24 protein-coding genes and 1 pseudogene are annotated in these 26,221 nt (G+C 39.2%); 12 read left to right on the plus strand and 13 right to left on the minus strand.

Features of this window, described 5'->3' with window-relative positions:
• Positions 1–7 precede the first annotated feature (7 nt).
• From RFH42_RS12040 to RFH42_RS12050, 3 genes are all read left to right on the plus strand, one after another.
• Positions 8–1,897, plus strand: a complete 1,890-nt coding sequence (locus tag RFH42_RS12040) for an ATP-binding cassette domain-containing protein (RefSeq protein ID WP_308975897.1) — start codon at positions 8–10, stop codon at positions 1,895–1,897.
• Between the two features lie 184 nt (positions 1,898–2,081).
• A complete protein-coding gene (lpxL, locus tag RFH42_RS12045; RefSeq protein WP_308975898.1) occupies positions 2,082–3,017 on the plus strand; it encodes an LpxL/LpxP family Kdo(2)-lipid IV(A) lauroyl/palmitoleoyl acyltransferase in 936 nt (311 codons plus the stop codon).
• An 88-nt stretch (positions 3,018–3,105) separates the two neighbouring features.
• A complete protein-coding gene (locus RFH42_RS12050; protein ID WP_308975899.1) occupies positions 3,106–4,206 on the plus strand; it encodes a glycosyltransferase family 4 protein in 1,101 nt (366 codons plus the stop codon).
• A 280-nt stretch (positions 4,207–4,486) separates the two neighbouring features.
• On the opposite strand, the pseudogene RFH42_RS12055 reads toward RFH42_RS12050, so the two are convergent.
• Positions 4,487–5,605, minus strand: a pseudogene (locus tag RFH42_RS12055) (endonuclease/exonuclease/phosphatase family protein).
• Between the two features lie 222 nt (positions 5,606–5,827).
• On the opposite strand from RFH42_RS12055, the gene asd reads away from it, so the two are divergent.
• The 3 genes from asd to truA all read left to right on the plus strand — a co-directional run bounded on the left by asd (position 5,828) and on the right by truA (position 8,889).
• Positions 5,828–6,943 (plus strand): aspartate-semialdehyde dehydrogenase, encoded by a 1,116-nt coding sequence (asd, locus tag RFH42_RS12060; protein ID WP_308975900.1) that lies wholly within the window; start codon positions 5,828–5,830, stop codon positions 6,941–6,943.
• Positions 6,944–7,111: 168 nt separating this feature from the next.
• On the plus strand, positions 7,112–8,083 hold the full coding sequence (locus tag RFH42_RS12065; protein ID WP_308975901.1) for an asparaginase domain-containing protein: 972 nt from the start codon (positions 7,112–7,114) through the stop codon (positions 8,081–8,083).
• An 8-nt stretch (positions 8,084–8,091) separates the two neighbouring features.
• Positions 8,092–8,889 (plus strand): tRNA pseudouridine(38-40) synthase TruA, encoded by a 798-nt coding sequence (gene truA / locus RFH42_RS12070; protein WP_308975903.1) that lies wholly within the window; start codon positions 8,092–8,094, stop codon positions 8,887–8,889.
• Positions 8,890–9,008: 119 nt separating this feature from the next.
• Here truA and RFH42_RS12075 read toward each other — a convergent pair whose 3' ends face one another.
• A complete protein-coding gene (locus RFH42_RS12075) occupies positions 9,009–10,016 on the minus strand; it encodes an AraC family transcriptional regulator (protein ID WP_308975904.1) in 1,008 nt (335 codons plus the stop codon).
• A gap of 229 nt (positions 10,017–10,245) precedes the next feature.
• Between RFH42_RS12075 and infA the strand changes: the two genes are divergently transcribed.
• Positions 10,246–10,467: a translation initiation factor IF-1 gene (infA, locus tag RFH42_RS12080; protein WP_016657571.1), complete on the plus strand. Its 222-nt coding sequence runs from the start codon at positions 10,246–10,248 to the stop codon at positions 10,465–10,467.
• Positions 10,468–10,536: 69 nt separating this feature from the next.
• Here infA and RFH42_RS12085 read toward each other — a convergent pair whose 3' ends face one another.
• From RFH42_RS12085 to leuC, 5 genes are all read right to left on the minus strand, one after another.
• Positions 10,537–10,917, minus strand: a complete 381-nt coding sequence (locus RFH42_RS12085; RefSeq protein ID WP_308975905.1) for a lysozyme inhibitor LprI family protein — start codon at positions 10,915–10,917, stop codon at positions 10,537–10,539.
• A gap of 194 nt (positions 10,918–11,111) precedes the next feature.
• Entirely contained in the window at positions 11,112–12,194 is a 1,083-nt protein-coding gene (gene leuB, locus RFH42_RS12090; RefSeq protein WP_308975906.1) for a 3-isopropylmalate dehydrogenase, read from the minus strand.
• Between the two features lie 43 nt (positions 12,195–12,237).
• Positions 12,238–12,804 (minus strand): hypothetical protein, encoded by a 567-nt coding sequence (locus tag RFH42_RS12095; RefSeq protein WP_308975907.1) that lies wholly within the window; start codon positions 12,802–12,804, stop codon positions 12,238–12,240.
• Positions 12,805–12,904: 100 nt separating this feature from the next.
• Entirely contained in the window at positions 12,905–13,555 is a 651-nt protein-coding gene (leuD, locus tag RFH42_RS12100) for a 3-isopropylmalate dehydratase small subunit (RefSeq protein ID WP_308975908.1), read from the minus strand.
• Between the two features lie 12 nt (positions 13,556–13,567).
• Positions 13,568–14,995: a 3-isopropylmalate dehydratase large subunit gene (gene leuC / locus RFH42_RS12105; RefSeq protein WP_308975909.1), complete on the minus strand. Its 1,428-nt coding sequence runs from the start codon at positions 14,993–14,995 to the stop codon at positions 13,568–13,570.
• A 224-nt stretch (positions 14,996–15,219) separates the two neighbouring features.
• On the opposite strand from leuC, the gene RFH42_RS12110 reads away from it, so the two are divergent.
• Positions 15,220–15,441: a DUF2061 domain-containing protein gene (locus RFH42_RS12110; RefSeq protein ID WP_308975911.1), complete on the plus strand. Its 222-nt coding sequence runs from the start codon at positions 15,220–15,222 to the stop codon at positions 15,439–15,441.
• Positions 15,442–15,732: 291 nt separating this feature from the next.
• Entirely contained in the window at positions 15,733–16,590 is an 858-nt protein-coding gene (locus tag RFH42_RS12115; RefSeq protein WP_308975913.1) for a LysR family transcriptional regulator, read from the plus strand.
• Positions 16,591–16,644: 54 nt separating this feature from the next.
• Here RFH42_RS12115 and RFH42_RS12120 read toward each other — a convergent pair whose 3' ends face one another.
• Positions 16,645–16,896 (minus strand): DUF2789 family protein, encoded by a 252-nt coding sequence (locus tag RFH42_RS12120; protein ID WP_308975915.1) that lies wholly within the window; start codon positions 16,894–16,896, stop codon positions 16,645–16,647.
• A 110-nt stretch (positions 16,897–17,006) separates the two neighbouring features.
• Positions 17,007–17,669, minus strand: a complete 663-nt coding sequence (locus tag RFH42_RS12125) for an HAD family hydrolase (protein WP_308975916.1) — start codon at positions 17,667–17,669, stop codon at positions 17,007–17,009.
• A 183-nt stretch (positions 17,670–17,852) separates the two neighbouring features.
• On the opposite strand from RFH42_RS12125, the gene RFH42_RS12130 reads away from it, so the two are divergent.
• Both RFH42_RS12130 and ptsP read left to right on the plus strand, forming a co-directional pair.
• Complete coding sequence (locus RFH42_RS12130; protein ID WP_308975917.1) at positions 17,853–18,347, plus strand: RNA pyrophosphohydrolase; 495 nt, start codon at positions 17,853–17,855, stop codon at positions 18,345–18,347.
• Between the two features lie 93 nt (positions 18,348–18,440).
• Complete coding sequence (gene ptsP, locus RFH42_RS12135; RefSeq protein WP_308975918.1) at positions 18,441–20,735, plus strand: phosphoenolpyruvate--protein phosphotransferase; 2,295 nt, start codon at positions 18,441–18,443, stop codon at positions 20,733–20,735.
• A gap of 111 nt (positions 20,736–20,846) precedes the next feature.
• Here ptsP and RFH42_RS12140 read toward each other — a convergent pair whose 3' ends face one another.
• The 3 genes from RFH42_RS12140 to RFH42_RS12150 all read right to left on the minus strand — a co-directional run bounded on the left by RFH42_RS12140 (position 20,847) and on the right by RFH42_RS12150 (position 22,898).
• Positions 20,847–21,095 carry a YfhL family 4Fe-4S dicluster ferredoxin gene (locus RFH42_RS12140; RefSeq protein ID WP_308975919.1) on the minus strand — a complete coding sequence of 83 codons (249 nt, stop codon included), beginning with the start codon at positions 21,093–21,095 and terminating at the stop codon, positions 20,847–20,849.
• Between the two features lie 3 nt (positions 21,096–21,098).
• Positions 21,099–22,454, minus strand: coding sequence for a prephenate-dependent tRNA uridine(34) hydroxylase TrhP (trhP, locus tag RFH42_RS12145; RefSeq protein WP_374990835.1), 1,356 nt, complete (start codon positions 22,452–22,454; stop codon positions 21,099–21,101).
• 243 nt (positions 22,455–22,697) lie between these two features.
• Positions 22,698–22,898, minus strand: coding sequence for a DUF7230 family protein (locus tag RFH42_RS12150; protein WP_308975922.1), 201 nt, complete (start codon positions 22,896–22,898; stop codon positions 22,698–22,700).
• A 439-nt stretch (positions 22,899–23,337) separates the two neighbouring features.
• Between RFH42_RS12150 and RFH42_RS12155 the strand changes: the two genes are divergently transcribed.
• Entirely contained in the window at positions 23,338–24,858 is a 1,521-nt protein-coding gene (locus RFH42_RS12155) for a catalase (protein ID WP_308975923.1), read from the plus strand.
• Positions 24,859–24,932: 74 nt separating this feature from the next.
• On the opposite strand, the gene RFH42_RS12160 is transcribed toward RFH42_RS12155, so the two are convergent.
• Positions 24,933–26,027, minus strand: a complete 1,095-nt coding sequence (locus tag RFH42_RS12160) for an MBL fold metallo-hydrolase (protein WP_308975924.1) — start codon at positions 26,025–26,027, stop codon at positions 24,933–24,935.
• Positions 26,028–26,221 lie beyond the last annotated feature (194 nt).

Raw genomic sequence — 26,221 nt, forward strand, 5'->3', positions numbered from 1 at the left:
AAACACTATGGCCTATATTACGTTAAGGGACGTCCAACTTGCATTTGGTGGACCTGCACTTCTCGACGGCGCGAATTTTAACTTAGAACGTGGTGAACGTGTCTGTTTAATTGGTCGTAATGGTGAAGGAAAATCCACACTATTAAAATTAATTGAAGGAAGCTTAATTCCTGATCAAGGTGAAGTCTCAATTCAAAATGGTCTAAGCGTTTCAATGCTAGCACAAGACGTACCTATGGATACAGGCACTGTTGCTGACATTGTTGCTGATGGAGCTGGTGAAGCTGCCAAAGTGCTTAAAGCTTATCATCAAGCAAGTGATTCTTGTGTTGCTGGTGATATGCAAGCTTGTGAGCTTATGGGAGAGTTACAACATAAACTTGACCAACTTGATGGTTGGGCACTTGAAACTAAAGTCAATGCCATTCTAAGCAAAATGGGGCTAGATCCTCAAGCTGATTTAGCTGAACTCTCAGGAGGACGTAAACGTCGTGTCCTACTTGCACGTGCCCTACTCACTCAACCAGATGTTTTACTTCTAGATGAACCAACAAACCATCTTGATGTAGAAAGTATTGAATGGTTAGAAAAATTTCTATTAGATCAAAATAACCTGACACTCTTATTTATTTCGCATGACCGTAGTTTTGTCGATAGCATTGCGACTCGTATTGTTGAACTTGACCGTGGTGTATTGCGTAGTTACGAAGGTAACTATTCAACTTACTTAGAGCTAAAAGCACAACAACTTGAAGCTGAAGAAAAACAAAATGCCTTATTTGACAAAAAATTAGCTGAAGAAGAAGCTTGGATTCGTCAAGGGATTAAAGCACGTCGTACCCGTAATGAAGGCCGTGTCCGCGCTTTAAAAGCATTACGTGAAGAATCCAAAGCACGTCGCTTCCAGCAAGGCAAAGCCAGTATGGGCGTACAAGAGGCTTCACGCTCAGGCAAAGTGGTCTTTGAAGTTGAAAACCTCTCTGTCAGCTACGATCAAAAACAATTAATCAAAGATTTTTCTTGCTTGGTTATGCGTGGTGACCGTATTGGCCTAGTTGGTGATAATGGTGTTGGGAAAACCACACTTATCAAAGCAATTTTAGGCGAAATTGAACACGGCGGTACTGTCAAAACTGGAACCCAGCTTGAAGTTGCGTATTTTGACCAATTACGTGATCAACTCGACCTAGAAAAATCAGTATTAAATAACGTCTCAGAAGGTTCAGATTTTGTTGATGTAAATGGGCAACGCCGCCACATTTATAGCTATTTACAAGATTTCCTCTTTGCACCTGAACGTGCCCGTACTCCAGTCAAAGCATTATCTGGCGGAGAACGCAACCGTATTCTACTTGCCAAGTTATTACTTAAGCCATCCAATCTCATTGTTATGGATGAGCCAACGAATGACCTTGACATGGTCACCTTAGAATTACTTGAAGAAATGCTTTCTGAATATAAAGGCACATTGTTATTGATTAGCCATGACCGTGCCTTTATGGATAACGTAGTAACTTCAACTTGGGTTTTTGATGGTAAAGGCAATATTGATGAATATGTTGGTGGCTATCAAGATTACTTAGAACAACGACCTGACCAAACCGTTGTTGATCAAAAAAGTGAAGTAAAGAAAGCTATCGCAAAAGCCGAAGCAGCTGCAGCACCAAGTGTTAAAAAGGCAAAACTCAGCTACAAAGACCAGCGAGAACTCGAACAACTGCCTGCTGAAATTGAAAAGTTAGAACAGGAGCAAGCCGATCTGAATGACAAGCTTGCCGATGGAAGCTGGTTTGTTCGTGATGCAGAAGCAGCGACTGAAGCATCACAGCGCCTTGCAGACATTGATATGCTCCTACTTGAAAAATTAGAGCGTTGGGATCAGTTGGAAAACATGTAATTCATTACTGCTCTAAGTAAGATGCCATCTTTTAAGATGGCATCTTGGTTTTCATTGCAAGAAAATTAAAATCTTTAAATATCATGGTAGCGTATAGTGTCCCAACGAGAGTCTTTTAAAACTCGTTGCGCTTCATGATACACTTATGGCCATTCCCAAAGAAATCAATCTCTAAGCAACATAAATGAGCCAACATCAAGCCTATCAACCTGGTCAGTTTCAATGGTCTTTCCTTCTTCCTAAATACTGGGGGATTTGGATTGCAATTGTTTTTTTAATGTTATTGGCAATCTTACCATGGGCATTACAATACCGTTTAGCTCAATGGCTTGGTCACATTGCTTTTAAGTATTTAAAATCACGTAGAAAAACCACTATTCGCAATCTACAACTTTGTTTTCCAGAATGGTCCGAAGCTGAAGTTGAGCAACAATCACGTCAGGTTTTTATTGACATGATGATTGGTGTGTTTGAAACACTAAATGCTTGGTACTGTCCGAATTGGTTTAAAGGTCGTGTCACAATTGAAGGCTTAGAACACATCACCAATGCCCAAGCACAAGGCCAAGGTGTTCTGCTACTCGGTACACATAGCACTTTACTTGATGCTGGTGGTTATATTTGTGCGCAGTACTTTGATCCAGATGTCGTCTATCGCCCTCAAAACAATCCACTTCTAGATATGCTGATCTATCGCTGCCGTGCCACTATCTATGGTCATCAAATTGATCACGATGATATGCGTGGTTTAATTCGACAATTAAAAAATGGCCATGCTATTTGGTATAGTCCAGACCAAGACTTCGGATTAAAACAAGGTGTTATGGCCCCATTTTTTGGTATACCTGCAGCTACTGTCACCGCACATCGTCGCTTATTAAAAATTTCTAAAGCTGCGGCTGTACCACTATATTTTTATCGTCATGGTGATATACGTGATCCTCGTTATCACATTCTCATTGAGGCAGCCCTAGACAATATGCCAAGTAACGATGAGACTGCTGATGCTACACGTGTCAACAACATCATTGAACAGCAGTTACGTATAGCTCCCACTCAATATATGTGGTTTCACCGACGCTTTAAAACACGCCCAGAAGGGTATGAAAAAATTTATTAATCAGCTTCACTTCAAATGCTGTACCTTAATCAAGAAGGTACAGCTATCAATGTCTAAACACACAATGTTCAAATAATAAGGTCCAGCCATGAAAGTGATGCAACTTCTTCCTGAACTGAATAGTGGTGGCGTAGAACGTGGTACGCTTGAAATTGCTAAAGCACTCGTCACTGCAGGTCATCAATCCCTAGTTGTGTCCAATGGTGGACGTATGGTGAATCAACTTGAGTCGGAAGGTTCACAACACCTCAGCTTGGCTATTCATAAAAAATCCTTGGCCAGCCTATGGCAAATTCGTCCACTACGTAAGTTGATACAACAACATCAACCAGATATTTTGCATGTTCGCTCACGAGTACCTGCATGGTTAACTCACTTTGCTCTTAAAGGCATACCCGCTCAGCAACGCCCACACTTAATTAGCACAGTACATGGCTTCTATTCTGTTAATCGCTATAGCGCCATTATGACTCAAGCAGAAAAAGTTATTGCCGTTTCAGATAGTGTTGTTGAATACATCCATAGCCACTACCCTCATTGTCCACCTCAAAATATTGTGCGTATTTATCGCGGTATAGACCCACAAGCTTTCCCACATCACTATCAACCATCAGCACAATGGTTACAAAAGACCTTTCTAGATTATCCGCAACTTGAAAACCGCTTTTTAGTTTGTTTACCAGGGAGAATTACCCGTTTAAAAGGACACGAAACACTCATTGAACTCGTGGCAGCTTTGCACAAGAAATTTCCTCAACTTCATGCGGTTATTGTTGGTGGAGCAGATGCAAAAAAAGCTGCTTATTTAGATGAAATAGAAAAAAAGATTTCAAGCCTAGGCTTAAGTAATGACATCACTTTTGTTGGACATCGTAGCGATATTCGAGAATGGTTAGCTTTAAGTGATGTTGTATTATCTCTCTCTAGCCAGGCAGAAACTTTTGGACGAACTGCTCTTGAAGCACTCTCTCTTGGCACACCAGTTATTGGCTGGAAACGTGGTGGCGTTGCTGAAATACTTGCACAGCTCTATCCTCAAGGTCTAATTGAAGTTGATGACATAGAGTGCATGCAGATGCAATTAGAATGGCATATTGAACAAAGACAACATGTTGCTCCTGTACATCAATTTAGCTTAGAGCAAATGTGTGACCAAACGCTATCGCTTTATCAAAGCATCTTAGATTGAAGCTCAGTCAATAAAAAGCCCAAACTCAGTATCTAATAGAATTTGGGCTCTAGATTAGCTTTCCAAAGTTATCTGTTGTTTTTTTCATTGAGTTGTCTATGCAACCTTTATTAGTTCAGTTTAGCTTTATTCTATTTATTATTTTTTTTTGCCTTTCTTGCGCTACTGTTCACATATTAGCGTAGAGGCAAACTAGAACACTAGTTGTAATCAGACTCATTGAATGTAAGCCAAAGTCGAATATCTTATTAGATATTCACATAAATACTATAGAATCAACTCATTGTATTTTTTTCTCTATTTCATGCTGCTGTACCATGCTATCTAAGATGGGTTTTTCTTCGGCCTTAGCTTGCTCAATTCCGCTTTGAATCGCATCTTGTACAGCCTTTTGATCTCCTTCAACCATTTCTAATTCATCTTGTATTTGTTCAAAAATACGATCTGTTTGTAGCTCAACATAGATTGGAAAGTGATCTGAACCAATATGTGTTAATCGCTTCATTTTAATTAATGCAAAATCCACACTGTGAAACACATGGTCAAGTGACCACCGCAGTAAAGGATAATTTGCGTGAAATGTGTTGATATAGTGTCGCCCTATCCGTGGATCAAGCAAACCACTTATACGTTGAAACAATCTTGTCGTTCGTGACCAAGCAACGTCATTTAAGTCACCCATAACAATACAGCTTTCATCCAAATCCTGAATATGATCACCAATAATCAATAACTCAGCATCGCGTAAGGTTGAATTTTTTGCTTCTGTTGGACTTGGAGGCTTTGGATGTAAGGCATATATTCGTACTGGCTGTCCTGAAGTTAAAATCACGCTGCAATGAATAGAAGGAATTTCATCGCTAAGAAGAAATTTAATCTCAATATCTTGAAGGGGTAATCGACTATACAAGTGCATGCCATACAAGTTTTCAAGCGGTACCGCAACACGATAAGGATAGTCAACTTCCAATACCTCTAGCTGATGTTGCCAAAGTAAATTTGTTTCTAAAGTGAGTAGGATATCTGGCTGATACTGCTGAACATGTTTAATAAGTAAATGATACTGATCATTGGTCATCAATACATTTGCAACAATTATTGAGAGTTGCTGTTGAGGATTCCAAGCAGAAGCTGGTACTTGTTTTACCTGTTTCTTCCATACCAGAGTATAAGGCAGCACCATTTTAAGTTGATAAATGAGCGCAGCAATAAGTCCAGCGAGAATTATTTGTCTCCAACTATCCCATGCTGTGGGCCAAACAATTAAACACAATAGACTCGCTAACCCCAAAACGAGAATTTGCAACTGTGGAAAATCAGCACATCGAATTTGCTACTCATTGTGTGAAATTAAAAACCAAACACTTAACCAAATCACCTTTACCGTAATTACATTTATTTAAAGCATATGCTGTACTTATGTTGCTCATTGTCATTTTTTACATGCCAATCGCAGCTGTCTTTTTTTTATCAAACCACATACTCTACTTAAGTATTATGTTTTTCATATTTTTTGAAAATTTCTTACGGTTTTAATTGTGTAATGCTTGCAGTTACAAGCGCTTTTGATACACTGAAAAATCCTTTTATTTTTTATATTAACGCACCGAGGCAAAGTGACATGAAAGTAGGTCTGGTCGGTTGGCGCGGGATGGTTGGTTCCGTCCTTATGCAACGTATGGTTGAAGAAAATGATTTTGCGCATATAGAGCCATTTTACTTCTCAACCAGTAACGCAGGGGGAGAAGCCCCTGCATATGGCGGCAAAACCGCCCCAGCACTTATGGATGCGACAGACATTGAAAGTCTCAAGCGGATGGATGTCATTATTAGCTGTCAAGGTGGTGACTATACTTCTGAAGTCTATCCAAAACTTAGAGCAGAAACTTGGAAAGGTTATTGGATTGATGCTGCATCTACACTTCGTATGGAAGATGAAGCAATTATCGTACTTGATCCAGTCAATGCTCATGTCATCAAAGATGGTTTAAGTAATGGTGTTAAAACATTTGTTGGTGGAAACTGTACAGTTTCACTGATGCTTATGGGTATGGGCTCATTATTCCAAAACAATTTGGTCGAATGGCTTTCTGCGATGACCTATCAAGCAGCATCAGGTGCTGGTGCGCAAAATATGCGTGAGCTCATCACAGGTATGGGATATTTATATAACAATACCAAAACGCTTTTAGATGATCCTAAATCTGCAATTTTGGATATTGACAGTCGTATTGCTGAATTACAACGTGGTGAAGAATTCCCTTCAGCACAGTTTGGTGTTCCTTTAGCAGGTTCTTTGATTCCATACATCGACAAACAGCTCGAAAGTGGTCAATCTAAAGAAGAGTGGAAAGGTCAAGTTGAGACCAATAAGATCTTAAATAACGCACAAATTGTTCCAATTGACGGTCACTGTGTACGTATTGGTGCCATGCGTTGTCACTCACAAGCATTGACTTTAAAGTTGAAGAAAGATGTTCCATTAGATGAAATTGAAGATATGATTCGTCAATCTAATCCTTGGGCAAAAGTTGTTCCTAATACACGTGAAGCATCTATGACAGATTTAACACCTGTTGCAGTAACAGGTACTTTAAGTGTGCCAGTAGGTCGTTTACGTAAATTAAATATGGGTAAAGAGTATCTTGGTGCATTTACTGTAGGTGACCAACTACTTTGGGGTGCGGCTGAACCTTTACGTCGTATGTTGCGTATCTTAATCGATTACAAAGCATAAGCTCTATTGGCATTATTTAGTATGCACAAGCCGATCAAATGATCGGCTTGTTTAATTTTTAAATACAGAAAAACCAAAGCAGTGTATCGAGCGCAATAGCGAAACCCTAGCATCAATCCATATTTAAAATTATGATGTAAACACTTTGTTCCTAAAATTTATCTTGCTATGCAAAAAATTGCCTTAATTTATATGGGCGGTACTTTTGGTTGTGTTGGTGAACCACTTGCACCTATGCCACAACACAGCTTTCTCCCAAAACTACAAACACTTCTTCCCAAACAGTTTGACGTACAATGTTTCTCAGCAATAACAATTAAAGATAGTAGTGCCTGTACTGCCTTAGATTGGCTGCAACTCATTCAACAAATCCAACAGCTACAGCATGAGTTTCAACACTTCATTATTATTCATGGTACCGATACTTTAAGTTATGCTGCTGCAACTTTAGCGCGTTTTCTAGCACGTTCTTTCCATGTTATTATCACTGGAAGTCAATTTCCCCTGCTTGACCCAACAGGTGAACACCCACGCCCTATCAGTGATGCATTTGACAACTTAAATACAGCACTCAAACATATTTTACATGTTGATGTAGGTGTTTATTTGGCCTTTGATCAGCAACTTTTCCATGCTGCAACAGCGCTAAAATTACATACAACAGCGCTTAAAGCATTTCATGGTATTGCCTATAATGAAAAAATAACCAACCAATCCAAACAAGCCTTTCAGGTACATAATGAGCACTTACAACGCGCTCAACAACTCAACATTCTCAATTGGATGTTACAGCCAATTGAAAAAGAAAAATTAGCACAGAACATCATCCAGCTCTGTAAAAATCCACCCGATTTTTTAATTTTGCAAGGCTATGGCACAGGTAACATGGCCAGCGATGCAGGTATTATTGATGCCTTACAGCAACTAAGACAGAGCGGTTGCGTCTGTGTACTCACCACACAAGTTGCATTAGGTGAAACAGATCAACGTTACGCCATTACACAATGGACCCAAAATGCTGCAATCTTAATCAATGACAGTTATGGCCATGCCGATCTCTATGCCAAAATTCTTAAAATTTATTTAGAATACCGCACTACTGACGAGTATGTGCAACATTGGTCAGATCATTTAAATTAGAGGTCGCTATGCAACGTTTCGCAATTGGAATTGAGTTTAATGGGATGCGTTATCGTGGCTGGCAAACCCAACAAGCTGGTGTACGAAGTATTCAAGAGACTTTAGAAAAAGTTCTCAGTAAAATTGCCGACCATCCTATCACTTTACATGGTGCTGGTCGCACAGATGCTGGTGTACATGCGACCAATATGGTTGCACACTTCGACACCACGGCAATTCGCCCAGAACGTGGTTGGTTAATGGGTGCCAATAGTCAATTACCCAAAGATATTGCATTGCAATGGATTCGTCCAATGGATGACAGCTTTCATGCCCGCTTTAAGGCACAAGCCCGCCGTTATCGTTATGTTGTCTACCAATCACCCCAACGCCCAGCACTATTACATAAGCAAGTTACACATGCTTACTACCCGCTCAATGTAGAACTCATGATTGAGGCAGCAAAAAAGTTTGAGGGAACTCATAATTTTGAAAGCTTTCGGGCAGCATCGTGCCAGTCAAATCAACCTGTACGTCATGTGCGCCATTGTCGCCTTATTCGTCATGGTGCTTTCTTAGTTTTAGATATTCAAGCCGATGGCTTTTTGCATCACATGGTGCGAAATATTATGGGGTGCTTGCTAGAAATTGGACAAGAGTTATACCCAATCGAACATATTGATGAAATTTTTGCAGCACTAGATCGTAAAGCAGCGGGTATTACAGCACCGCCTGATGGTCTTTACTTTATCCATGCGGAATATCCAGAACAGTTCCAGCTACCAACACCTCCTTTGGGGCCACAGTGGCTCAATATGCCAGACTAGTTGCTAATAACAAATAGCAAAAGCCCCAACAGTACTGTATGGGGCTTTTTATTTCAGGACTAGGCACCTAGAAAACGACAATCACTCCTCGCTCTAGGCAATTCATACCCCAGTCTGCGTTAACGTTGTTTACGTTTACGATATTCCACAGGCGTTTCATTGGTCCAACGTTTAAAAGCACGATAGAAAGTACTCGGCTCAGAAAAACCCGTCAGATACACAATACGCTCTACACTTTCACTGGTATTTGCCAATAATTTTTTGGCCAAACGACAGCGATAATCAGACAAAATTTGCTGAAAACTTGTATTGGCTTCGCTCAACTGTGTTCTAAGTCGACGTGGCGTAATATCAAGCTGTGTAGCAACGGTTTCTAATGTTGTTTCGCCACTTTCCAAAGTAGAGCCAATCGCTCTACGCACTTCCCCAACCAAGTCATAACGCGCAAGTTCTTGCAATTTTTCAATCGCCAATTGCTCATGTAGTTGTAATAATTCAGGTTCAGCTTGCCAAAGTGGGAAAGATAAAATTGCAGGATCAAAGTATAAACGGGTTTCTTTTTGTCCTAAGCTCACTGGGCATTCAAAAACACGTAGGTATTCATCGGCACTTGCGCCTGAATTAAAGTTAAAATCGATGTATAACGGTTCAAAACGCCCTTCAGTAATAAATTTAAAAAATCGCAAAATACCTGAAAAAGCACATTCAGAAAAATGACGATTAATCAAATTATCAGCCCAAGGTTGCTCACCATTGGTTAAATAACAATGATCATCTTCTATGACAAGTCGTGCATGTAGTGCATCACTGATTAAACGTTGGTATGCCAAAGCACGCTTTAGACCTTCACCAAAGTTTTCACTACTAATAAATAAATGCTCAATAACTTGCCCACGATATAGGGGTAAGTGTTCACCTAAATGCAAACCAATATCTGGATCTTTGCTGACTTCTTCTGCTGCAACCCAAAAAGCATATTGCGCACTCAAAGGTGTTCTCGCATTTAGCTCAACTTGATTTAATGCCACACCTGCTTTTGTTAATATTTCTTCGGTGGGCAATCCTGAACGACGTATCGCTTGATAGCCCAATCGCAATACCACCGAAGCATCAGTTAGCTGACTCACGCTCTGCCCTTCCTTGTATGTTATTCATTTATACTCAAAAAAATTAGTTTTAGCTTAGCTTCGATTGACCATACTGACAATAATTATAAGCTAATTTTTGTAGAATTTATTTATCTCAATGTTCGTTCATTTTCACTCCATACAAATAAGACAATGTATACACTCTCTTGTTTTTCACCGAAATATTGCCTATAATTTGCGCCTTTCCAATTTGATCATCAGGTAGGCTATGGCCAATAAAGAGGAACTTATCGAGTTCGAAGGCGTTGTCACCGAAACGCTTCCTAATACTATGTTTCGTGTACGTTTAGAAAACGGTCACGAGGTTGTTGCACACATCTCTGGTAAAATGCGTAAACACTATATTCGTATTTTAACTGGCGATAGCGTAAAGGTTGAAATGACACCTTACGATCTCAGTAAAGGTCGTATTACTTATCGTGCACGCTAAGTTTTAGTGTAAGCAAAAAAAGCCACATATTGTGGCTTTTGCTGTTTATACAAAGTGTACCTTTATATTTTAAACTTCCTTCAAAGCTGAGGTTTTACAGCCTACAGTTTGACACTCTCGTGTCCGCTCTCGTAACCATGAATTTCTTTCTTGGGTTTTGCGTAATTGACATGATGTGTTAATCACATCACCACGGTTGGACTCTCGTGTACATGCTTGATCACGTTGTTTGATCCATGCCAATTGCGAACGCTTTAAACTATCTTTTTGCTCTTTATTCAAAAGCTTTCGTAACTCTTGATAGTTTTTATTTAGCTCATTGTCTGCATTTACGTAGACCTTACCATCACAATATACGGCATCATAAGTATTACGTGTACTATCGCAATTATCAGCAAAAGCCAAAATTGGCGTACACATAACAGACAACATTAAAAGTATTTTTTTCATTGATTCCCCTAGATGACATCCGTCACCATTATTGTATATTCATGATATTGTGCGCATACCTGTTCCCTAATCAGGTTTAATTATTATTCACTGTCTCTAAATCAATGTCACTTTTTATCTTGAAAAGTCACACAAAAAAGCAGCTAGATATTTCTATCTAGCTGCTAAATACATCATCTATAAGTGAGAAATATTTATTCTCCGAGTGCAGCAACCACAGCAGCACCCATAGCCACTGTACCTACACGTTGCATACCTTCAGACATAATATCTGCTGTACGTAAACCTTGATCAAGCACTTTACCTACAGCATCTTCAATCGCTTTAGCAGCAGCTTCTTCACGGAAGCTATAACGCAACATCATTGCAACAGATAAAATGGTTGCTAATGGGTTTGCAACATCTTGACCAGCAATATCAGGTGCAGAACCATGACATGGCTCATACATTCCTTTGCCATTTTCATCTAAAGAAGCAGATGGCAACATACCAATTGAACCAGTTAACATTGCAGCCTCATCGGACAAAATATCACCAAAAAGGTTACCTGTTACAATAACATCAAACTGTTTTGGCGCACGTACCAATTGCATTGCCGCATTATCAACATACATATGTGACAATTCAATGTTTGGATATTCTGCTTGTTGCATAGCAGTTACTGTTTGCTTCCAAAGCTCTGTTACTTCTAAAACATTGGCTTTATCGACAGAACAAACTTTAGAACCACGTAAACCTGCCAATTCAAAAGCTACTTTTGCAATACGTTTAATTTCTGACTCACTATAAACGTCTGTGTTATAGCCCTGTTTTTCGCCATTTTCTAATTCGCGAATACCACGAGGTTGACCAAAATAGATCCCGCCTGTTAGCTCCCGAACGATTAAAATATCTAAACCTGCAACAACTTCTGGCTTAAGACTTGAGGCATCAGCCAATTGCGGATAAAGCAATGCTGGACGTAAATTTGCAAACAGATTTAATTCACTACGAATTTTTAACAAACCACGTTCTGGGCGAATAGAACGCTCAATGCTATCCCATTTAGGTCCACCAACTGCCCCTAAAAGAATTGCATCGGCCTGTGTAGCTTGTGCGGCAGTAACCGCTGGATACGGTTCACCATGTGCATCAATAGCTGCACCACCAAGCAAACCATGCTGCCATGTTAAGTCCAAACCAAATTGAACATTAACATGTTGTAGAACTTGTTCAGCCGCTGCAATAATTTCAGGACCGATTCCATCACCCGCAAGAATTAAAATATTTTTAGACATCGTCTTGTTCCATAGGTCGTACAGTCAATTCAAACTGTATAAATTAAATCTTTTCTTCCACAAACTCGCTCACCCCTGTTGCTGCATCATGAGGACGGCAAAAACGGCGCACCAGTTTGTTGACTTCATGAACATCAACACAGAGTGGTGCTGGAGGGGAAACACTCAGCAAACTGCCAGCCTTCTTGCTTTGTTTGCGATACATTGTTAACTGATAGCGTTTATTTGGCTTAAATTGATGAATAAAATGAAACACTTCAGCGTGTTTATTTGATATCGGATAAAAATGAACAACGACCTCATGCTGCTTTGCAGGTATAGTCAAATATAAATTACTTTGATCACGTGCCTCTCCAGTTAAATGAACATAACCTTTGCGTATAGCATTTGGATTTACACGTTTACTCTGGTCATTCACAATTTCAATTTGATCTATTCGACTAAACTCACAACTTTTTGCACCAGCACAATAGAGGCTGACATTATTTTCTGCGTTCGGCCTCTTCTCTACTTGTTGAATCATTAAACGATCCAAAGCAAAATGCGTAGATTGGCAAGCACTGAGTAGAAAACCTGCGAAACCAATGATAATGATACGACTACGAAACATTACACAGCCCAACCCCTATCAATAATACCAAGACAAATGTGCTCAGAATCTTAGCAGGTGTCAGGCAGTGATGCTATGAGTTTCCTACCCAATCATCGGCTTAAGCTTTAAGCTCACGAAACACCCAAGGACGTGCTCGTTGTGTTTTCTCTTCATAAGCACGAATTTCATCAGTTGCTTGTAAGGTCAAGCCAATATCATCCAAACCATTTAATAAACAATGCTTACGAAATGGATCGACCTCAAAACTGAAGATTTCACCATTTGGTGTACGCACTTGTTGCGCTTCCAAATCAACGGTTAGTTGATAATTGGGTTGTTCAGCACATTGCTTAAATAATTGATCAACAACATCTTCTGGCAAAATTACAGGCAACATCCCATTTTTAAAACAGTTATTAAAAAAGATATCGGCAAAACTTGATGCAATCACAGTTCTAAAACCATATTCACTCAAAGCCCACGGTGCATGTTCTCGACTTGAACCACAGCCAAAGTTTTGACGTGCAATCAAAATATTCGCACCCTGATAACGCGCTTGGTTCAATACAAAATCAGGATTTAGAGGACGTTTTGAATTATCTTGTCCTGGATAGCCTTCATCAAGGTAGCGCAACTCATCAAATAAGTTATCACCAAAACCAGTACGTTTGATTGATTTTAAAAACTGTTTCGGAATAATTAAATCGGTATCCACATTGGCACGATCCAATGGCGCAACGATCCCTTGTTCAATCGTATAGGCTTGCATAGTCATCCCCTATTAAAAGTTACGTACATCGACAAAGTGCCCTGCAATTGCGGCAGCAGCGGCCATTGCTGGACTTACTAAGTGTGTTCGACCACCATTACCTTGGCGTCCTTCAAAATTACGGTTTGAAGTAGATGCACAATGCTCACCAGGCTGTAATTTATCTGCATTCATTGCCAAACACATCGAACAACCAGGTTCACGCCACTCAAAACCAGCTTCGATAAATATTTTATCTAAGCCTTCTTGTTCAGCTTGTTGTTTTACCAAGCCAGAACCAGGAACAATCATCGCTTGCTTAATACTAGCTGCAACTTTACGGCCACGAATAACCTCAGCTGCTGCGCGAATATCCTCAATACGAGAGTTGGTACAAGAACCAATAAATACTCGGTCTAATTGAATTTGACTTAATGCCTGACCAGCATCTAGACCCATATATTGATACGCTCGTTTCCAATCACTTCGCTGCACATCATCTTTAGCTTGTTCTAAAGTCGGAACATCTTGTGATACTGGAATCACCATTTCTGGCGAAGTTCCCCAAGAGACTTGTGGTTCTATCTCTTCACCTTGCATTACAACAACCGTATCAAAATGAGCATCAGCATCTGAATGCAAAGTATTCCAATATGCTACTGCGGCATCCCATTCAGCGCCTTGTGGTGAATACGGACGATTTTTAACATATTCAATGGTCTTTTCATCTACAGCAACCATACCAACACGAGCACCAGCTTCAATTGCCATGTTGCATACAGTCATACGTCCTTCAATAGACATATCTCTAAAAACTTGACCACCAAACTCTATTGCATGTCCTGTTCCACCAGCGGTACCAATTTTACCAATAATGGCAAGTACAACATCTTTAGGAGTTACACCTTGACCTAATTGACCATCAACACGGACCAACATGTTTTTCATTTTCTTTTGTACAAGACATTGGGTCGCTAATACGTGTTCAACTTCTGAAGTACCAATACCATGTGCCAAACAACCAAAAGCACCATGTGTAGCTGTATGCGAATCCCCACATACAACTGTCATACCAGGTAAAGTTAAACCTTGTTCAGGCCCTACAACATGTGCAATTCCCTGACGGATATCATTAATATCAAATTGTGTAATATCAAAAGTACGACAATTATCATCTAAGGTTTGTACTTGAATACGTGAAGTATCATCTTCTATACCTGCAATACCTGCAGCACGTTCTTTTTTAGAAGTCGGTACATTATGGTCAGGTGTTGCAATATTGGCACTTAAACGCCAAGGTTGACGAGCAGCAAGTTGCAAACCTTCAAAGGCTTGTGGTGAAGTCACTTCATGTAATAAATGACGATCAATATAAAGTAAGCATGATCCATCATCACGCTGTTTTACCAAGTGGTCATCCCACAATTTATCATAAAGTGTTTTTTGAATATTGCCTGCCATGTCGACTTGCTCCATAGATCTAGGTATTTCTGTTTAAATCTATTATACCCAGCTTTATTCATTATTCTAATTTATCATTTTTATAGATTAACAAACTTATTGGAATAAATATTTATTATTCAATAAATCCTCATTAAACATTAATTTAGACTAGACATTATCATTGTTAATGATTATCATTTGCATCATCAAGTTATTTACTTAGTTTACATGAGGAGGTTGAGATGAGTCGTGTGAAAAACTTTATGCGTTACAATCAACGCACTCTTAAAAAAACCCTAAGTTACTATGTAATGCATATTAGTATTGCCATGTTAGTGGCATACATCGTTACAGGAAATATGATGATTGCAATGACACTTAGCCTACTTGAACCCACTGTTCAAGCATTTGCATTCTTTTTTCATGAAAAAATTTGGAATAGTAAGCTATTAAATTCAAATTAAAAAAATAAAAATAAATAATTAAAATAATAGATTTAAAAAAATTTAAGCATACTTCTTGCACCGAAGAAGTATGCTTTTTTATTTTACAAAAAAGTGTATTTTGATACAAAAAGTGTTAACTATCTCACATATTTTTATTTATCATGTGAGTAAGCCCTTTAATTAAACTTAATTTATTAATTTCGATAATGAAATTAAGCTTAAAGAAAGAATCAATGTAAACTCAAATCGAGTATTATCACGACGAAACTTAATTGATGAGTTAAAGTCATTTTAACGAATGGTGAATCTATGAATCTCGCAGCTTTTGATGCTTTCATTAAAGTTATGGAAACTGGTTCTATTTCTATGGCTGCGGAACAACTTTTTATTACACAACCCGCAGTCACCAAACGTATTCATACTTTAGAAAGCTATTTTGGCGTTAAACTTTTTGAATCCGCTGGACGGGGAGTACAACCCACACATGCAGCTAATTCTTTACTTCCCAAAGTAAAAAATTGGATGAATGAGCTTAATGATATCCACCACACCCTTAGCCATGAACATGACCAAGTTCGTGGCATAGTAAAAATTGGGACAAGTCATCATATTGGCTTGCATCATTTACCTGATTATTTAAAACAATATACTCAACGCTTTAGTGACGTTACCTTAGATGTACACTTTGTTGACTCTGAACAGGCTCATGAGCAGGTATTAGCTGGGGATCTAGAACTCGCATTCCTGACCTTACCTCCAGTTTTAGATGATCGCCTTAAATATATTCATATATGGGATGACCCTTTAGTCTTTGTTAGTGCTCCTTTTCATCCATTAGCAGGAAAAAGGAACTTAAAACTTAAAGACTTAATTGAGTACCCAAGTATTTTACCTGCAGCACAAACCTTTACGAGTCAGATTACGCTACGTGAATTTGAGAAAGAAGGGCTTAAGCCGCGTGTAAGTATGAGCAATAATCCTTTAGAAACCATACGGATGTTGGTGTCAATTGGGCTGGGTTGGTCTGTTTTACCTAAAACCTTACTCACAGACGAGTTACAACAACTTGATCTTGATCTTGAAATGCATCGCCAACTTGGCATTGTCTGGCATCCCGGACGTACCCAATCTAGAGCAATACAAGAACTTATTAAAATTGTAGAGTAAAACGACAAGTGAGATAAGGCGATTTAATCTTGATAAGTTAAATCGCCTGTATCATTATTTTACTTGATTTACAGAATCTTCATGCAAAGACTCATTGAGTTGATCAATTACTGTAGTCCACTCACCATCTGAACCCATTTTCTCTTCTAAAAAAGCACGTTGGGATATACTCCAAAACTCAGCTTGTAAAATATCAACATGTGCAGCCAACTGATGCTGCTCAATGAACAAAGCAATTGCTTCTTGACTTGCATCTAAACCGAGTTGCTCAAATAAATAAGTCATTCTAGGTCTTAAACCATTCATTTTCATACTCCTTTTCATTGCTTACACATAAAATATTTTTAGATTATTTGTTCAACATACATGATTTTTAAGCATAAATGTGGCTTATCTTTAATAAAGAATGGGTTGAATTAAACTGATGCCGTAATCGACCAATCCTCAATAGGCCAACCTTGCTGTTGAGCTAATTGAGCTAAACGCTCATCTGGAGAGACAACAATTGCATGATCAGCATATTCCAGTAAAAAACGGTCGTTTATAGAATCTGAATACGCCCAAGACTCTGTCACCTCGCGTCCATCCAACCACTGTTCCAAACGAAGCAACTTACCTGTTTGATAACAAGGTGTTCCTGCAACTTTACCTGTATAGTATCCGTCTTTAAACTCAGCAGTCGTTGCAATCACCTCAGTAATACCAAATTCATTAAATATAGGTGCGGTAATAAAATCAGATGTTGCAGTAATCCCCACCAACTGATGCCCTGCTTGACGATGCTGTTCAATCGCAAGAAAACCAGCTTTACGCATTTTTACGCGAATGACTTTGTCCATAAACTGTTGATGTAATTTTTTTAACTCAGCTTGGCTATGTTGAGTTAAAAACTCAAAAACAAACTCATTATAAGCAATCGGATCTAACTGCCCTGCTTTATAGTCCTCATAAAATTGATCATTCATTTGACGATGTCGAATAGGATCAACTAAGCCCTCATTTACTAAAAATTCACCCCAAGCATGGTCAGAATCGGTATCAAGGAGGGTGTGATCAAGATCAAACAGTGCCAATTTCATGAAAACTTCCATTCAAACTGAAATTTAAGAAAAAAAATGTAAATCTATCTCCGCTAGTCGATAGAAATTCGTTAAGATCATAGCAATTTTAAAACATTATTACTTTGATTTTTTAGATATGAGCAAAAAGGCAAAATGCTCGCAGAATCAAAGTCAACATATAGATAGATTTTAGGTAGCCAAATGATCGACTCAGAAGGTTTCCGACCGAATGTCGGGATCATTTTGGCAAATGATAGTGGACAAGTGTTATGGGCAAAACGCATTGGACACAATGCGTGGCAATTTCCTCAGGGCGGGATTCACTTTGGTGAAACTCCTGAGCAAGCGCTATTTCGAGAGTTACGCGAAGAAGTGGGGTTATTACCTGAACATGTTCAGGTCATTGCTCAAACACAAGGTTGGCTACATTATCGTTTGCCACATCGCTACATTCGGTCAGACTCTGATCCGGTATGTATCGGGCAGAAGCAAAAGTGGTTTTTATTAAAACTGACAGCTTCTACACAATTTATTCGATTAAATCTGGCAGAATCTCCAGAATTTGATCAATGGCAGTGGGTAAGTTACTGGTATCCACTTGGGCAAGTAGTGAATTTTAAAAGAGATGTTTATCGTAAAGCGATGATGGAGTTATGTGCATGTGTTCCACAACATATACATAAAAATTCATTATAAATGGCAAATGCTTTTTTAGAATACAGCTGCTATAACTATGGGGTCTACCTTCAGACTAATTAATAGATTTTATATTTTAAGGAGTTGACATTAATGTCAAACATGCAACTAGATACCTTGCGGCGAATTGTGCAAGAAATCAATTCGTCTGTTTGTTTGCATGACTCCTTAGACATCATGGTCAATCAGGTCTCTGATGCCATGCATGTAGACGTCTGTTCAATTTATCTATTTGATGAACGCAATCAACGTTATCTACTTATGGCTTCTAAAGGTCTAAATCCTGAGTCTGTAGGCAACGTTGCGTTACAGCTTGGCGAAGGCTTAGTTGGTCTGGTTGGGCAGCGTGAAGAAATTGTCAATTTAGACAATGTCTCCAAACACGAACGTTTCGCTTACTTCCCTGAAACCGGAGAAGAAATTTACCATTCTTTTCTTGGTGTACCCGTCATGTATCGGCGTAAGGTCATGGGCGTAATGGTTGTGCAAAACCGTGAAGCTAAAGACTTTAGTGAAGCAGCTGAATCATTCTTAGTAACGCTTTGTGCTCAACTTTCTGGTGTAATTGCACATGCACACGCTGTGGGTAATATTGATGTTTTTCGAAAACCCAACCTAGGCTCTACCTATAAAACTTTTCAAGGCTCTTCAGGTGCTGGAGGCATTGCTTTAGGCCGTGCCATTATTCTCTATCCTTTAGCAGATTTAGCTGCCATTCCTGATCGTGAAGCTGACGATATCAGTGAAGAACTTGTTTTACTTGATCAAGCCATAGAATCTGTTCGACAAGAGATTCGTTCACTTGATGAAAAAATGCATGACTCTCTCATGTCAGAGGAACGTGCTCTGTTTAGCGTGTTCTTACGCATGTTAGATGACAATGCTCTGCCTGCTGAAATAAAAGAATTAATTCGTGATGGTCACTGGGCACAAGGTGCAGTAAAACGCGTTATTGATCGCCATGTTGCTCTTTTTGCACAAATGGAAGACGACTATTTACGTGAGCGTGTTGCAGATCTTAAAGATCTAGGTCGACGTATTCTCGCTTCCTTACAAGAGGCAGATTCTAGCCATAAGGAACTCAGTTCTGACAGCATTATTATTGGTGAAGAAATCAGTACAGCGGCCTTAGTTGAGCTTCCTGTTGGTAAAATTGCAGCTATTGTTACCTCTGAAGGTGCAGCAAACTCACATATGGTCATTGTTGCTCGTGCATTAGGTATTCCAACTGTTGTGGGTGTCACCGAACTCCCCATTAATACATTAGATGATGTTGAACTCATTGTTGACGCCTATCAAGGGCGTGTTTTTGTAAATCCGCCACGGCGCTTACGCCAACGTTATAAAGAGATTCAAAAAGAAGAAGAACAAATGGCGAAGGATCTCAAACAATATGAGACCAAAGATGCGATTACACCCGATGGTGTAACAGTACGCTTGTTTGTTAATACTGGCCTCATGATTGATGTTGTCCGAGGTGTTCAACGTGGTGCCAAAGGCGTTGGTCTATATCGTTCTGAAATTCCATTTATGCTCCGTGAACGTTTTCCTGGCGAAGAAGAGCAACGGGCAATTTATAGACAACAGCTGAGTCATTTTGCCAATAAACCTGTGGTCATGCGTACCCTCGATATTGGCGCAGATAAAGACTTACCCTATTTTGAAATTGAAGAAGAAAACTCTGCCCTAGGCTGGAGAGGTATTCGCTTTACGCTTGATCATCCTGAGATTTTTTCTTCTCAAATTCGTGCCATGCTCAAAGCCAGCATTGGCCTGAATAATTTGCATATCTTGTTGCCTATGGTGACCAGCATAAGTGAGGTTGAAGAAGCACTCTACCTACTTGAACGTGACTGGATTGCGGTACAAGAAGAGGAAGAAGTCAAAATCACCAAACCTAAAATTGGTATTATGGTTGAGGTTCCAAGCGTACTCCTACAAATTGACGAGTTTGCAGAGTTAGTGGACTTTTTCTCTGTTGGTTCTAATGACTTAATTCAATATTTACTTGCCGTAGACCGTAATAATCCACGTGTTTCTAGTGTTTATTCACATTTCCACCCATCGGTATTACGCTCACTACAACGCCTCGTTATAGAGTGTCATAAATACAATAAGCCAATTAGTATTTGTGGTGAAATGGCTGGTGATCCACTTTCTGCGGTTCTGCTCATGGCAATGGGATTCAACACACTGTCTATGAGTTCAAGTAATATTTTACGGGTACGTAAAGCGATCTGTAACGTATCAATGAGCGATGCACAGGTCTTACTCGAACAGGTATTAAAGATGAATAACCCACTCATCGTTAAAAGCTGGATTGAATATTACTTTAAAACACATGGTCTTGCAGACATGGTGAAATCTTCTCGTATTGTTAATGTCTAAAAAACACCCCCTCCCGTTATACCTACAGGAGGGGAATGATTGAATTCATTTCACCACATTAGTGTATTTTAAAAATAGCTTCGTCCTCATTTAAAATCGAGCATCGCCACTTTAGACAATATTAAGCGCTTTAAATTTGCTTAAAAGCTGCTCTTGACTCTCTCTAAATTCTGGATGTGGCACTATACATTCGATGGGACAAACTGCTACACAAGTTTGATGATCATAGAAACCAACGCATTCGGTACAACGTTCCACATCAATTTCATAATACTTCTCCCCTTCAAAAATCGCTTGATTGGGACACTCAGCTAAGCACATATCACAATTGATACAGTCATCGGTAATGAATAAACTCATGACTTAATCTGCAACATAAGCTAGAGCAGATGCGGAAATATTTTGACTAGAATGATTTAAGTTTCGAATCAAAAGTGCAAACTCAACATTAACCTCAGCAGGTATAGGAATTTTTACAATGTGACCAGAACCCTTAGCAACATCAATCGCTTGACCTTTCTTATCTAAAATTTCAGTCAAATCAAATGTGATATTCCCTTGCGGTGTCATCAACTCTAAAGAATCACCTACAACAAATTTATTTTTCACATCAATCAGCAGATACTCTCCTTGACGCTCAAGTACTTCACCACAGTATTGTTGATGGTCAAATACTGATGAACCGGTTGCATAGTTTTGATAATCACTGTGTACATGACGACGCAAGAAACCTTCCGTGTATCCTCTATTCGCCAAACCTTCTAATTGTGTCATTAAGGCAGGATCAAATGCACGCCCTGCTAGAGCATCATCAATTGCCTTACGATAAATTTGTGCTGTACGAGCACAATAAAAATACGACTTAGTACGCCCTTCAATTTTAAGTGAATGTACTCCCATTTTACTCAAGCGCTCTACATGTTGAACTGCACGTAAATCTTTTGAGTTCATGAAATACGTACCATGCTCATCTTCCTCGGCGGCAAACATATCTTCATCATTGCGCTGCAATAACACTGGATCAGCCATATGATGCTGTGCCAACGCATGCTGTTCATCAGCATCAGCTTTACAACAAGCCTTTATAACTTGGTCATTTTCATCTAATTGTTGTACTGCAATCACGTCGCCAGTTACATCTTCCTGAGCTGCATGAATGTTATAATCCCAACGACAAGCATTGGTACAAGCCCCTTGATTTGCATCTCGCTTATTCATATATCCGGATAGTAAACAACGACCTGAATAAGCCATACATAATGCACCATGCACAAACACTTCAATTTCCATTTCTGGTACTTGTTTTTTTATTTCCTCAATTTCTTCAAGTGACAGTTCACGCGATAAAATCACACGTGTTAGTCCCATGTTTTTCCAAAACTTTACTGTAGCCCAATTTACTGCATTTGCTTGTACAGATAGATGAATTGACATTTGAGGAAAATGTTCACGTACCATCATAATTAGACCAGGATCAGACATGATCAAAGCATCAGGTTGCATGGCAACGACTGGAGTTAAATCCTGAATAAAATTTTTCAACTTACTGTTATGTGGCTGGATATTTACGACCACATAAAACTTCTTTCCAAGTTCATGTGCTTCTTTTATGCCTATAGCAAGATTTTCAAGATCGAAAGCATTGTTTCGGACACGCAGGCTATAACGTGGCTGACCTGCATAAACCGCATCAGCACCGTAGGCGAATGCATAACGCATATTCTTTAATGAACCTGCGGGTGAAAGTAGCTCAGTGCTTTGGGTAATACTCACGATGAACCTATAGGCATATAAAAAGTAGGTGTTTATTTTAATTTGATTTTAAATCGATTCAACCTAGTAAATTGCTCAGGATTAATCGGATATAAGAGATTGTATGTATAAATTAGAGAAATTGAACAGAAGTGAATGATGGCAATAAGAACAGTTAAGAAATACGTCGTTATTTAAACTAAAAATATATTATGCAGCACAATTTAAAGCAGTGAACAGGCAATAAAAAAGGCGATCTTCCGCAGAATTTCGCCCTTGTTTATGTTTTTGATAACCTCGTTTGAGATCTTTTTTACGGTCTTTAAACACTTGACTACGGTTAACTTCATGCATATGTTTTGCAACAAAATTATGCTGTTCAAGCTGTGGCAGCTTTTTTTGCTTTGCCATAATATTCACCTATAAATGTCTTCAGATTATTGCTTCTTGGTGCTTTAAACTAAAAAAGCATGACTAAATTGATTGAGCTCAACTAGTTGCGATAATTGTATGCCTTTTATACCAAAATACAAGCATTCATCAAATTGACACAGCCTGATGTTACATACTTTATCATTCAATTAAATGACCCTTTTTAATCGCTAAAATGAATTATTAATATCTTTTAAATCGGTTTGAATAATAAATGAAATTGCACTAAATTGAATTTATCGCATGACTACGATGACTTAATTAACACTAAATCCCATCGAATCATATGATACATAATGGTTTACAGTTCATCTCTTTATCTGTGTTATACATATAGTTATTGTAGATTCTTCTAGCCAATTAATTCTCTAGTATATTAATTCATTCGCAAGAATATCGTGATTCTTTGGAGACAATAATGAGCCAAGACTTTAAAAAATGTCCTGTTTCGCACCTCACTACTGATTTTGGTGCACCCGTTGTTGATAATCAAAATAGTATGACAGCTGGAGCACGAGGCCCTCTGCTTGCTCAAGATCTGTGGTTAAATGAAAAATTAGCCAACTTTGTACGCGAAGTCATTCCTGAGCGCCGTATGCATGCAAAAGGTTCTGGTGCTTTTGGTACATTCACTGTAACCCACGATATCACTGCTTATACACGTGCAAAAATTTTTAGTGAAGTGGGTAAAAAAACCGAAATGTTTGCTCGTTTCACGACCGTTGCTGGGGAGCGTGGTGCCGCTGATGCTGAACGAGACATTCGTGGTTTTGCGCTAAAGTTCTATACCGAAGAAGGCAACTGGGATATGGTTGGAAATAATACTCCTGTATTTTTCTTACGCGACCCTCGAAAATTCCCAGACCTCAACAAAGCAGTTAAACGTGATCCACGCACCAACCTTCGTAGTGCCACTTATAACTGGGACTTTTGGACCCTACTGCCTGAAGCACTACATCAAGTTACTATTGTGATGTCGGATCGTGGTATTCCTAAAAGTTTCCGCCATATGCATGGTTTTGGCAGCCATACCTATAGTTTTATCAATGCAAATAATGAACGTTTTTGGGTTAAATTCCACTTCCGTACACAACAAGGTATTGAAAACTTAACCGATGCAGAAGCTGCAGCAATCATTGGCCAAGACCGTGAAAGCAACCAAGCAGACTTATTCAATGCAATTGAACAAGGCAATTATCCAAAATGGAGCATGTACGTCCAAATCATGCCTGAAACAGATGCAGAAAAAGTGTCATATCATCCATTTGACCTTACCAAAGTTTGGCCACATGGTGACTACCCTCTTATTCCAGTGGGTGAATTTGAGCTTAACCGCAACCCTGAAAACTTCTTCCTAGATGTTGAACAATCTGCTTTTGCACCAAGTAATTTAGTCCCAGGTATTAGCGTATCTCCTGACCGTATGTTGCAAGCACGTTTATTTAATTATGCCGATGCACAGCGCTATCGTTTAGGTGCAAACTACCAGCAAATTCCAGTGAATGCAGCACGCTGTCCAGTACATTCTAACCATCGTGATGGGCAAGGTCGTACAGATGCAAACTATGGTGGTTTGCCGCACTATGAACCAAACAGCTTTAACCAATGGCAAGAACAGCCTGAATTTAAAGAGCCTGCTTTAAAAATTACGGGTGATGCAGATTTTTGGGATTATCGTCAAGATGATGCTGACTACTTTAGTCAGCCACGTGCCCTGTTCCAACTCATGAAGCCAGAACAACAACAGGCATTATTTAATAATACCGCTGCTGCTATGGGTGATGCGTTAGACTTCATCAAATACCGTCATATTCGTAATTGCTACGCTTGTGATCCAGCTTATGGAGAAGGGGTTGCAAAAGCCCTTGGACTTAGCGTTGCCGATGCACAAGCTGCTCGTGCCACTGATCCTGCACAAGGCCAATCAAGCTTACTTTAATCAATAATAAAAAAGCCCTTAAATTTTAAGGGCTTTTACCATCTCATCTCATTGAACTCAATCAAAATATCTGCTTAAACAGACAACTTCTGACCTTCTTTTAAACAATAAAATGGGTTCATGAGCTTAGATTGCCGTTGTAAGGTCTGTTGTAACTGCTGCTGTGGCAGTTCACGAGGCTCATCTGTTAGCTGAAAAGTTCGATAATGTACCGCCAATGAACGCTTAGCTTGTAAATCGATATGGGCTTGAAAGGCATCTTGTGGATTCATATGCATATAACGCATGAGTTCTCGAGGCTCATAAGTACCAATAGGTAAAATAGCCAAACGAGCATGCCCTAACCGCTGTTGTATTTGCTTAAAGTGTGGTGAATAGCCAGTATCTCCAGCAAAGAAACAATGACCATGTTCATTTACTATTGAGAATCCCCCCCATAAAGCAGCATTCTGATCAAGTAAACCTCTTCCTGAACCATGCTGCGCTGGTGTATACACAATCTTCAAACCATGGAACAGCGCACTTTGCCACCAATCCATCTCAATCACATGCCAACTTTTATCTAGATAATAGGCATTACCTAAACCTGTATAAATAGGCATAGCAAATTTTTGATGTAACCAACTTAATGTAGCCAAATCCATATGATCATAATGATTATGGCTTAAAAGTACTGCATGAATATGAGGTAATTGCTCCAAAGCAATACCTGCAGAAATCACCCGTTTAGGCCCTATCCCCTGACGTGGACTCACATGCTCGCACCATACGGGATCTGTCAAAAAGTTATATGGGCCAATTTGAATGAGCACTGTTGCATGTCCAACCCACCATACTTGCCAATCATCAAGGCTAGCATGAGGACGATCTTGTGCTAAACCATATTCGTTGGCATGTAGATGAGGATTATCTTGTATATCCTCTACATCCCAAGTATTAGATTTACGTAATAACAACCACTTAAATAAAGTCCAGTAGTTACGCTCCGTACTACTTGGAATTTCATTTGAGAAACGCTGAGCTGAAGGGTTTACTGCCATAGCAACTTTAGGGACACCCCAAACATGCGCCAAACAATTTGCAGTCTTTAAGCTATAACTCAATGAGGTCGTCTGTTTTGGTTTGAGAGGCTCAGCCTCTTGTACCGATTGTGTATTTAATTGATTCATTGCCGCCCTTTAAAGTATACAGCTCGAAGATCAATTGAAGTATACGGGATAATCATCAGAATAAAATCTATCTATGTGACCTACAACTATAATTCAAATTCATCACAATAAACTGTATAAACTTGGCAAGTTTTTGAATATTGCTACAGTAAAAAATATTTTATGATTATTTTAAAATAAAAAAGGAGTCGGAC

This window comes from Acinetobacter rudis (genome assembly GCF_031157835.1).
GTDB classification, from domain to species: domain Bacteria; phylum Pseudomonadota; class Gammaproteobacteria; order Pseudomonadales; family Moraxellaceae; genus Acinetobacter; species Acinetobacter rudis_A.